This window comes from Shigella sp. FC1544, assembly GCF_001722145.1.
Taxonomy (GTDB): domain Bacteria; phylum Pseudomonadota; class Gammaproteobacteria; order Enterobacterales; family Enterobacteriaceae; genus Escherichia; species Escherichia coli.
The window spans coordinates 1-9,421 of sequence record NZ_MECT01000050.1 but is presented as its reverse complement, the minus strand read 5'-3'; the positions used below and the strand labels follow the sequence as shown (position 1 = coordinate 9,421).

The following is a 9,421-nucleotide window of genomic DNA, read 5'->3' as shown; positions in this document are numbered from 1 at the left end:
TTGAGAAGCGGTGTAAGTGAACTGCAGTTGCCATGTTTTACGGCAGTGAGAGCAGAGATAGCGCTGATGTCCGGCAGTGCTTTTGCCGTTACGCACCACCCCGTCAGTAGCTGAACAGGAGGGACAGCTGATAGAAACAGAAGCCACTGGAGCACCTCAAAAACACCATCATACACTAAATCAGTAAGTTGGCAGCATCACCGGAAACAGGTCTGCAATATACCTTCAACGAAACGGTTGCCTTGCGAGTGAACTATTATCTCGAGCGCGGCTTCAATATGGACGACAGCCGCAATAACGGTGAGTTTTCCACGCAAGAAATTCGCGCCTATTTGCCGCTGACGCTCGGCAACCACTCGGTGACGCCGTATACGCGCATTGGGCTGGATCGCTGGAGTAACTGGGACTGGCAGGATGATATTGAATGTGAAGGCCATGATTTTAACCGTGTAGGTTTATTTTACGGTTATGATTTCCAGAACGGACTTTCCGTTTCGCTGGAATACGCGTTTGAGTGGCAGGATCACGACGAAGGCGACAGTGATAAATTCCATTATGCAGGTGTCGGCGTAAATTACTCGTTCTGATAATGGGCTAAATTGCCGGATGCGGCGCGAGTACTTTATCCGATCTATAAATGTAGGCCGGATAAGATGCGCTAGCATCGCATCCGGCATTCAGGCAAGGTAGCTGGTATTTATTTCAGCGTCATATGCGTGGCAACGGTAATATTCTGTGGTGACGGTTTTCCAGAAATTAAGCGGAATAATAACTCGCAGCTTTGTTGACCTAACTCCTGCGTCGGAACATCGATGCCGCCCGGTGCAGGTGTTAAAATAAACGACAGCGTTTCATTACTATAACCCACCACCGCTAACTGCTGCGGAATAGCAATATTTTTCTCTGCCGCCGCACGATAAATACTCATTAATTTCAGACTGTCAGTGGCAAACACCGCCTCAGGCAACGGTGACTGGCTTAATAATTCTCTCGCGGCTTGCAGTGCTGTTTCATGGGTATAACCACCGTCAACAATCCATTCATCACGCACTGCAATATTATGCGCAGCCAGGCTCTGCTTATAACCATTTACCCGATCCACTGAAACATGGACATCAAGCGGAGCATGCAGGCAGGCAATATTTTGATGCCCACTTTCAATTAATGCATCGGTCAACGCAATGCTGTCGCCAAAATTATCGGTATCGACAGAATAAACATGGGCATATTGACCTTCAACTTTGCCAATCACCACGACAGGAATATCGTATTTATCAAGTTGGGCAAAAAATGACTCATCCGCTGGAGAACTTAGCATAATAATGCCTTTAATCATTTTCTGCTTAATTTTGCTTTCACATTTTTGTAAGTCTTCTGCCGGATTGTGCGACGTCTGCAATATCACGTCGAAACCTTCCTCTTCAGCTTTGGCGGTGATGGCATGCAAAACTTCAGAGAAAAACGGATTACCCGCCGTAGTTTTGGTCGAACGGGTAGAAATCACCATAATGGCATCAAAACCCGAAGAGGTCAGCGCGCGGGCCAGCTTGTTTGGCTGATACTGTAATTCTTCAATGGCCCGTAACACTTTTTCGCGCGCTTCCGGGGAGATATTAGTTTGCTTATTCAGCACGCGTGATACGGTGGATTTTGATACGCCTGCAACCCTGGCAATATCATAAATAGTAGGGGACATAGGTCAGGAACTCCGTCCGAACGTGAATGCTGCACATCTTATGGAGTTCGCCCGTCGATGACAACACGGGCAGTTGATAATCAATGGCCTGGCCCCCACATTCATATCCTTACGAATGATTTTTTTCTGGTCTTCAGAGCAGCACAGGACAGCAATGAAGCGACTTAAAAATGAACTTAATGCGCTGGTGAATCGGGGTGTCGACAGACATCTGCGCCTCGCCGTAACCGGACTAAGCCGCAGCGGCAAAACAGCGTTTATCACTGCGATGGTCAATCAGTTGCTCAATATTCACGCCGGAGCACGCTTGCCGCTGTTAAGCGCGGTGCGTGAAGAGCGCCTGCTGGGCGTAAAACGCATTCCTCAGCGTGACTTTGGCATTCCGCGCTTCACATATGATGAAGGACTGGCGCAGTTATATGGCGATCCTCCCGCCTGGCCGACGCCAACGCGCGGCGTCAGTGAAATCCGCCTGGCGCTACGTTTTAAATCGAACGATTCGCTGCTACGCCACTTCAAGGACACCTCCACGCTGTATCTGGAGATTGTGGATTATCCCGGCGAATGGTTGCTCGACCTGCCGATGCTGGCGCAGGACTATTTAAGCTGGTCACGCCAGATGACGGGCTTACTCAATGGTCAGCGCGGCGAATGGTCGGTCAAATGGCGAATGATGTGCGAAGGGCTGGACCCGCTAGCACCTGCCGACGAAAACCGGCTGGCAGACATTGCCGCCGCGTGGACCGATTATCTCCACCACTGTAAACAGCAGGGGCTGCACTTTATTCAGCCAGGGCGCTTTGTCTTGCCAGGAGATATGGCAGGTGCGCCCGCGCTGCAATTCTTCCCGTGGCCGGATGTCGATACCTGGGGCGAGTCCAAACTGGCGCAGGCCGATAAGCACACCAATGCCGGAATGCTGCGCGAGCGGTTTAATTATTACTGCGAGAAGGTGGTGAAGGGGTTCTATAAGAATCATTTTCTGCGCTTTGACCGCCAGATTGTGCTGGTTGATTGCCTGCAACCTCTCAACAGTGGGCCACAGGCATTTAATGATATGCGTCTGGCACTGACGCAGCTGATGCAAAGTTTCCACTACGGGCAGCGTACCTTGTTCCGGCGTTTGTTTTCGCCGGTTATCGATAAGCTATTGTTTGCTGCCACTAAAGCGGACCATGTGACCATCGATCAGCACGCCAATATGGTTTCATTACTGCAACAACTGATTCAGGATGCCTGGCAAAATGCGGCGTTTGAAGGGATTAGTATGGATTGCCTGGGGCTGGCCTCGGTGCAGGCGACCACCAGCGGCATTATTGACGTCAACGGCGAGAAAATTCCGGCATTGCGCGGTAACCGGCTCAGCGATGGTGTGCCACTCACCGTTTATCCCGGTGAAGTTCCTGCGCGTTTGCCCGGTCAGGCGTTCTGGGACAAACAAGGGTTCCAGTTTGAAGCGTTTCGCCCGCAGGTGATGGATGTCGACAAACCGCTGCCGCATATTCGTCTTGATGCCGCGCTGGAATTTTTAATAGGAGATAAATTGCGATGACCGAACCGTTAAAACCACGTATTGATTTCGACGGTCCGCTGGAGGTCGATCAGAATCCAAAATTCAGGGCGCAGCAGACCTTTGACGAAAATCAGGCGCAAAATTTTGCCCCGGCCACGCTCGATGAAGCGCCTGAAGAAGAGGGGCAAGTTGAAGCGGTAATGGATGCAGCGTTACGTCCGAAACGCAGCCTGTGGCGCAAAATGGTGATGGGCGGGCTGGCTCTGTTTGGCGCAAGCGTTGTCGGGCAGGGTGTACAGTGGACAATGAATGCCTGGCAAACTCAGGACTGGGTGGCGCTGGGTGGATGTGCCGCTGGGGCATTGATTATCGGCGCTGGCGTAGGTTCTGTGGTAACAGAGTGGCGGCGCTTATGGCGCTTGCGACAGCGCGCCCATGAACGCGACGAAGCGCGCGATTTGTTGCACAGCCACGGCACGGGCAAAGGCCGCGCATTTTGCGAAAAACTGGCGCAGCAGGCGGGTATTGATCAGTCTCATCCAGCGCTGCAACGCTGGTATGCCTCAATCCATGAAACGCAAAACGACCGTGAAGTGGTCAGTTTGTATGCGCATTTGGTCCAGCCAGTTTTAGATGCCCAGGCGCGGCGCGAAATCAGCCGTTCGGCGGCGGAATCAACGTTGATGATTGCGGTCAGCCCGCTGGCGTTGGTCGATATGGCGTTTATCGCCTGGCGCAATCTGCGTTTAATTAATCGCATCGCCACGCTGTATGGCATTGAACTGGGGTATTACAGCCGTTTGCGTCTGTTTAAGCTGGTATTGCTGAATATCGCTTTTGCCGGAGCCAGCGAACTGGTGCGCGAAGTGGGGATGGACTGGATGTCGCAAGATCTCGCTGCTCGTTTGTCTACCCGCGCAGCTCAGGGAATTGGTGCTGGACTTCTGACGGCACGACTCGGGATTAAAGCTATGGAGCTTTGCCGCCCGCTGCCGTGGATTGACGATGACAAACCTCGCCTCGGGGATTTCCGTCGTCAGCTTATCGGTCAGGTGAAAGAAACGCTGCAAAAAGGCAAAACGCCCAGCGAAAAATAATGCAATATCGGGTGCTGACCGGATATCTTTACGCCGAAGTGCCCGTTTTTCCGTCTTTGTGTCAATGATTGTTGACAGAAACCTTCCTGCTATCCAAATAGTGTCATATCATCATATTAATTGTTCTTTTTTCAGGTGAAGGTTCCCATGCGTCTGGAAGTCTTTTGTGAAGACCGACTCGGTCTGACCCGCGAATTACTCGATCTACTCGTGCTAAGAGGCATTGATTTACGCGGTATTGAGATTGATCCCATTGGGCGAATCTACCTCAATTTTGCTGAACTGGAGTTTGAGAGTTTCAGCAGTCTGATGGCCGAAATACGCCGTATTGCAGGTGTTACCGATGTGCGTACTGTCCCGTGGATGCCTTCCGAACGTGAGCATCTGGCGTTGAGCGCGTTACTGGAGGCGTTGCCCGAACCTGTGCTCTCTGTCGATATGAAAAGCAAAGTGGATATGGCGAACCCGGCGAGCTGTCAGCTTTTTGGGCAAAAATTGGATCGCCTGCGCAACCATACCGCCGCACAATTGATTAACGGCTTTAATTTTTTACGTTGGCTGGAAAGCGAACCGCAAGATTCGCATAACGAGCATGTCGTTATTAATGGGCAGAATTTCCTGATGGAGATTACGCCTGTTTATCTTCAGGATGAAAATGATCAACACGTCCTGACCGGTGCGGTGGTGATGTTGCGATCAACGATTCGTATGGGCCGCCAGTTGCAAAATGTCGCCGCCCAGGACGTCAGCGCCTTCAGTCAAATTGTCGCCGTCAGCCCGAAAATGAAGCATGTTGTCGAACAGGCGCAGAAACTGGCGATGCTAAGCGCGCCGCTGCTGATTACGGGTGACACAGGTACAGGTAAAGATCTCTTTGCCTACGCCTGCCATCAGGCAAGCCCCAGAGCGGGCAAACCTTACCTGGCGCTGAACTGTGCGTCTATACCGGAAGATGCGGTCGAGAGTGAACTGTTTGGTCATGCTCCGGAAGGGAAGAAAGGATTCTTTGAGCAGGCGAACGGTGGTTCGGTGCTGTTGGATGCAATAGGGGAAATGTCACCACGGATGCAGGCGAAATTACTGCGTTTTCTTAATGATGGCACTTTCCGTCGGGTTGGCGAAGACCATGAGGTGCATGTCGATGTGCGGGTGATTTGCGCTACGCAGAAGAATCTGGTCGAACTGGTGCAAAAAGGCATGTTCCGTGAAGATCTCTATTATCGTCTGAACGTGTTGACGCTCAATCTGCCGCCGCTACGTGACTGTCCGCAGGACATCATGCCGTTAACTGAGCTGTTCGTCGCCCGCTTTGCCGACGAGCAGGGCGTGTCGCGTCCGAAACTGGCCGCTGACCTGAATACTGTACTTACGCGTTATGCGTGGCCGGGAAATGTGCGGCAGTTAAAGAACGCTATCTATCGCGCACTGACACAACTGGACGGTTATGAGCTGCGTCCACAGGATATTTTGTTGCCGGATTATGACGCCGCAACGGTAGCCGTGGGCGAAGATGCGATGGAAGGTTCGCTGGACGAAATCACCAGCCGTTTTGAACGCTCGGTATTAACCCAGCTTTATCGCAATTATCCCAGCACGCGCAAACTGGCAAAACGTCTCGGCGTTTCACATACCGCGATTGCCAATAAGTTGCGGGAATATGGCTTAAGCCAGAAGAAGAACGAAGAGTAAGCGCGAATATGCCTGATGGTGCAACACCATCAGGCATATTAACTTATGCTTTCAGTACAGCCAGAGCTGCTTCGTAATCCGGCTCGGTGGTGATTTCATCCACCAGCTGGCTGAAAATCACATTGTCATTTTCGTCAATAACCACAACGGCACGCGCTGCCAGACCTTTCAGTGGGCCATCAGCAATTGCCACACCGAAGGCTTGCAGAAATTCAGCGTTACGGAAAGTGGAGAGGGTGATAACGTTGTTCAGACCTTCTGCGCCGCAGAAACGAGACTGGGCGAACGGCAGATCGGCAGAAATACACAGCACAACGGTGTTGTCGATCTCGGTTGCCAGTTGGTTAAACTTACGTACTGATGCGGCGCAAACACCGGTATCAATACTCGGGAAAATGTTCAGCACTTTGCGTTTACCCGCAAACTGACCGAGGGTGACGTCAGACAGATCTTTTGCCACGAGAGTAAAAGTCTGCGCTTTGCTACCCGCCTGCGGGATGGAATTGGCGACTGTAACCGGGTTGCCCTGGAAATGAACGGTTTGTGACATGATTATCTTTCCTGTTTACATATAGTTAACGTCACACCTAGTTTATGCTAACTGTCAATAACACAGCAAACGCTATTTGCGCTTAATCCGCAGACCACCGCGACAACAAGGAGTAAAGATGAGAACCGTTAAGGTATTTGAGGAAGCCTGGCCCTTACATACCCCGTTTGTGATTGCCCGGGGAAGTCGCAGTGAAGCGCGCGTGGTGGTGGTTGAACTGGAAGAAGAGGGTATTAAAGGCACCGGCGAATGCACGCCGTATCCGCGTTATGGAGAAAGTGATGCCTCGGTAATGGCGCAAATTATGAGCGTCGTGTCGCAATTAGAGAAAGGGCTGACACGGGAGGAGTTGCAAAAAATTCTCCCTGCCGGCGCAGCACGTAATGCGCTGGATTGTGCATTGTGGGATCTGGCCGCGCGAAAACAGCAGCAATCGCTGGCTGATTTGATCGGCATAACGCTTCCCGAGACAGTTATCACTGCACAGACGGTAGTCATCGGTACGCCTGATCAGATGGCCAATAGTGCATCAACACTCTGGCAGGCAGGCGCGAAATTACTGAAAGTGAAGCTGGATAACCATCTTATTAGTGAGCGGATGGTGGCAATTCGCACAGCTGTGCCCGATGCGACGCTGATCGTTGATGCAAATGAATCCTGGCGTGCAGAAGGGTTGGCGGCGCGTTGCCAGCTATTGGCGGATTTAGGCGTTGCGATGCTTGAACAACCCCTTCCTGCGCAGGACGATGCGGCGCTGGAGAATTTTATTCATCCGTTGCCGATTTGTGCTGATGAGAGTTGTCATACACGTAGCAATCTGAAGGCGCTGAAAGGGCGCTATGAGATGGTTAACATTAAGCTCGATAAAACCGGTGGTCTGACGGAAGCGCTGGCGCTGGCGACTGAAGCGCGTGCACAAGGTTTCAGTCTGATGCTGGGCTGCATGTTGTGTACCTCTCGTGCCATTAGCGCCGCTTTACCGCTGGTGCCGCAGGTCAGTTTCGCAGATCTTGACGGACCGACCTGGCTGGCGGTAGATGTGGAACCGGCGCTTCAGTTCACGACGGGCGAATTGCATCTTTAGGATGCCAGCGCAGCAAGTTTGCCATCGCAAAGAGATATTTTTCGCTGGCTTCGTCGGAGGAGATGGGCGGAAACTCTGCGGTGATGCAATGCAAGTTGAGATCTGCACACCAACTGCCGAAAGAGCCAGGCGTTTCATAACCGACGCTGGTTACCAGAGGCAATTCAAACGCCTGGGCCAGCCATTCGCCTAATTCGCTGTGTCTGGGATCTTCAATACAGGCCAGTGGATCGTGGAATGAGACCACCCAGGCAGGTTGAATGCGGTGTATAAGCTGGCACAGCGCCTGGGTTTCAGGTTCTGAGCCAGGTTTGTCACCTGTCAGTAATACGACATCACGTTCTTCAGCGGCGCTGTTCCAGCGATAAACCGTTTCACCTTCCTTCCAGTTCGCCGCCGGAAAGTTTCTGTTTAAATCCACACCATTAGCATTGGCCCGTAACCCCAGCTGGCAGCCGTCAGGATTCACACACAGCACCACATGATGGCGGCGCAAAGAAGGTGTCAACGTCCGCAGAGCACAGGAGAGCGTGACGACCGAAGAGTTTTCATCACCGTGAGTGCCAGCCAGAATCAAACCACTTTCGCGGCTGGCTGCAGGGGCAGGAAACCAGATTAACGGCGCGCCCAATAATGAACGTCCGTAATGTTCTGTTCCGGGCGGAAATGCGCCGCGTTCGGCGCGTGGGCGGGTTACGGTCATGATCGTCTCTGGTTCAGGAAGTATTACAGGCAGTGTTGTGCAAATTTTGCGGATTATCAAATCCTTTTCTTCAACGCTATGTCATCGATCTTGTATCACTTTTTTTGCCGGAAGTTGTTTGCATTTTTATTGATGTGCAGATATTAGAATTATGCTGACTTAGATGTAAGTCGTAATGTTATATACATGGCGTATTTTATTCTTACTGGTTCTACACATGTTAATCGCATCGGATTGATCAGTTCACCTTAATAAGTTTAATAAATTGTACTGCACATAGTACATTACGATGGTAACTATGTAATTGATTTACATGAATAATGGCTTGTCACCATCAGTCACGGGTTGATTGATACCTATATTCTCACCAATGTGTTTCTCAGGTTTATCGATGATATCTGTGATTAATGCTGCGACACTCTTACGTGATACGATCGTACCTTTGAATGGTTCATTGCGTGAGGTAAGCTCATAATCAATAATATCTTCATCAGTCAGCTAGGCAGGGCGAAGAATTGTATATTCCAGTCCAGAAGCCTCAATTGCATCCGCAGCCCTGCGGAATGGTTTTAGGGGCTCACCAATAACTGCATTATTCCATTCGCCAAATTTTCCTGGAACTTCATCATAAATACCGAGGGAAAGAACAAAGATCAGACGTTTAACATCACAGGCTTTCATCGCAGCGATCACTGAATTTGCCTGAATATCTAAATCTTCCCCCGTAAGGTTGGCATACACAACGTCCTGTCCCTGCATGGCCTGCTTCAGTGCTGCATGATTCAGTACATCTCCCATAATAATCTTGCTATTAGTTGGATAGGGTTTGTGGATTTTTGCTGGCTGACGGGCAAATAAAGTTTGTTTAATGGTTTGTTTATCTGCCAGGTGATGCTGCCAACTTACTGATTTAGTGTATGATGGTGTTTTTGAGGTGCTCCAGTGGCTTCTGTTTCTATCAGCTGTCCCTCCTGTTCAGCTACTGACGGGGTGGTGCGTAACGGCAAAAGCACTGCCGGACATCAGCGCTATCTCTGCTCTCACTGCCGTAAAACATGGCAACTGCAGTTCACTTACACCGCTTCTCAA

Annotated in this window: 9 protein-coding genes and 2 pseudogenes; 6 read left to right on the top strand and 5 right to left on the bottom strand. The window is 50.9% G+C overall.

Annotation, left to right across the window (positions count from 1 at the left end; all coding sequences use genetic code 11):
• Positions 1 to 147: IS1 family transposase (locus BGK49_RS25315; protein WP_001393286.1), on the bottom strand; the 147-nt coding region annotated here is incomplete at its 3' end.
• A gap of 56 nt (positions 148 to 203) precedes the next feature.
• Between BGK49_RS25315 and ompG the strand changes: the two are divergent.
• A pseudogene (ompG, locus tag BGK49_RS04045) lies at positions 204 to 587 on the top strand (monomeric porin OmpG); the annotation flags it as partial.
• Positions 588 to 697: 110 nt separating this feature from the next.
• Here ompG and BGK49_RS04040 read toward each other — a convergent pair.
• Positions 698 to 1,696: a LacI family DNA-binding transcriptional regulator gene (locus tag BGK49_RS04040; protein ID WP_000075378.1), complete on the bottom strand. Its 999-nt coding sequence runs from the start codon at positions 1,694 to 1,696 to the stop codon at positions 698 to 700.
• 154 nt (positions 1,697 to 1,850) lie between these two features.
• On the opposite strand from BGK49_RS04040, the gene BGK49_RS04035 reads away from it, so the two are divergent.
• From BGK49_RS04035 to tyrR, 3 genes are all read left to right on the top strand, one after another.
• Complete coding sequence (locus BGK49_RS04035; RefSeq protein WP_000825791.1) at positions 1,851 to 3,248, top strand: YcjX family GTP-binding protein; 1,398 nt, start codon at positions 1,851 to 1,853, stop codon at positions 3,246 to 3,248.
• Complete coding sequence (locus tag BGK49_RS04030) at positions 3,245 to 4,306, top strand: YcjF family protein (RefSeq protein ID WP_000138717.1); 1,062 nt, start codon at positions 3,245 to 3,247, stop codon at positions 4,304 to 4,306. Before BGK49_RS04035 ends, BGK49_RS04030 begins: the two co-directional genes overlap by 4 nt.
• A gap of 147 nt (positions 4,307 to 4,453) precedes the next feature.
• Complete coding sequence (gene tyrR, locus BGK49_RS04025; protein WP_005030734.1) at positions 4,454 to 5,995, top strand: transcriptional regulator TyrR; 1,542 nt, start codon at positions 4,454 to 4,456, stop codon at positions 5,993 to 5,995.
• Positions 5,996 to 6,038: 43 nt separating this feature from the next.
• Here the strand turns inward: tyrR and tpx are convergent, their stop codons facing one another.
• Complete coding sequence (tpx, locus tag BGK49_RS04020; protein ID WP_000084384.1) at positions 6,039 to 6,545, bottom strand: thiol peroxidase; 507 nt, start codon at positions 6,543 to 6,545, stop codon at positions 6,039 to 6,041.
• Between the two features lie 118 nt (positions 6,546 to 6,663).
• On the opposite strand from tpx, the gene ycjG reads away from it, so the two are divergent.
• Entirely contained in the window at positions 6,664 to 7,629 is a 966-nt protein-coding gene (ycjG, locus tag BGK49_RS04015) for an L-Ala-D/L-Glu epimerase (protein ID WP_001295588.1), read from the top strand.
• Here ycjG and mpaA read toward each other — a convergent pair.
• Entirely contained in the window at positions 7,604 to 8,332 is a 729-nt protein-coding gene (mpaA, locus tag BGK49_RS04010; RefSeq protein ID WP_000219122.1) for a murein tripeptide amidase MpaA, read from the bottom strand. The two genes, ycjG and mpaA, sit on opposite strands and share 26 nt — an antisense overlap.
• A gap of 309 nt (positions 8,333 to 8,641) precedes the next feature.
• Positions 8,642 to 9,220, bottom strand: a pseudogene (locus tag BGK49_RS04005) (SDR family oxidoreductase).
• 54 nt (positions 9,221 to 9,274) lie between these two features.
• Between BGK49_RS04005 and BGK49_RS25300 the strand changes: the two are divergent.
• On the top strand, positions 9,275 to 9,421 hold a 147-nt coding region (locus BGK49_RS25300; RefSeq protein ID WP_001393286.1), incomplete at its 3' end, for an IS1 family transposase.

What these genes read in the sequence shown, in the direction of transcription:
- BGK49_RS04040 (WP_000075378.1), bottom strand. Translation starts at nt 1,696, where the DNA reads ATGTCCCCTACTATTTATGATATTGCCAGGGTTGCAGGCGTATCAAAA.
- BGK49_RS04035 (WP_000825791.1), top strand. Translation starts at nt 1,851, where the DNA reads ATGAAGCGACTTAAAAATGAACTTAATGCGCTGGTGAATCGGGGTGTC.
- BGK49_RS04030 (WP_000138717.1), top strand. Translation starts at nt 3,245, where the DNA reads ATGACCGAACCGTTAAAACCACGTATTGATTTCGACGGTCCGCTGGAG.
- tyrR (WP_005030734.1), top strand. Translation starts at nt 4,454, where the DNA reads ATGCGTCTGGAAGTCTTTTGTGAAGACCGACTCGGTCTGACCCGCGAA.
- tpx (WP_000084384.1), bottom strand. Translation starts at nt 6,545, where the DNA reads ATGTCACAAACCGTTCATTTCCAGGGCAACCCGGTTACAGTCGCCAAT.
- ycjG (WP_001295588.1), top strand. Translation starts at nt 6,664, where the DNA reads ATGAGAACCGTTAAGGTATTTGAGGAAGCCTGGCCCTTACATACCCCG.
- mpaA (WP_000219122.1), bottom strand. Translation starts at nt 8,332, where the DNA reads ATGACCGTAACCCGCCCACGCGCCGAACGCGGCGCATTTCCGCCCGGA.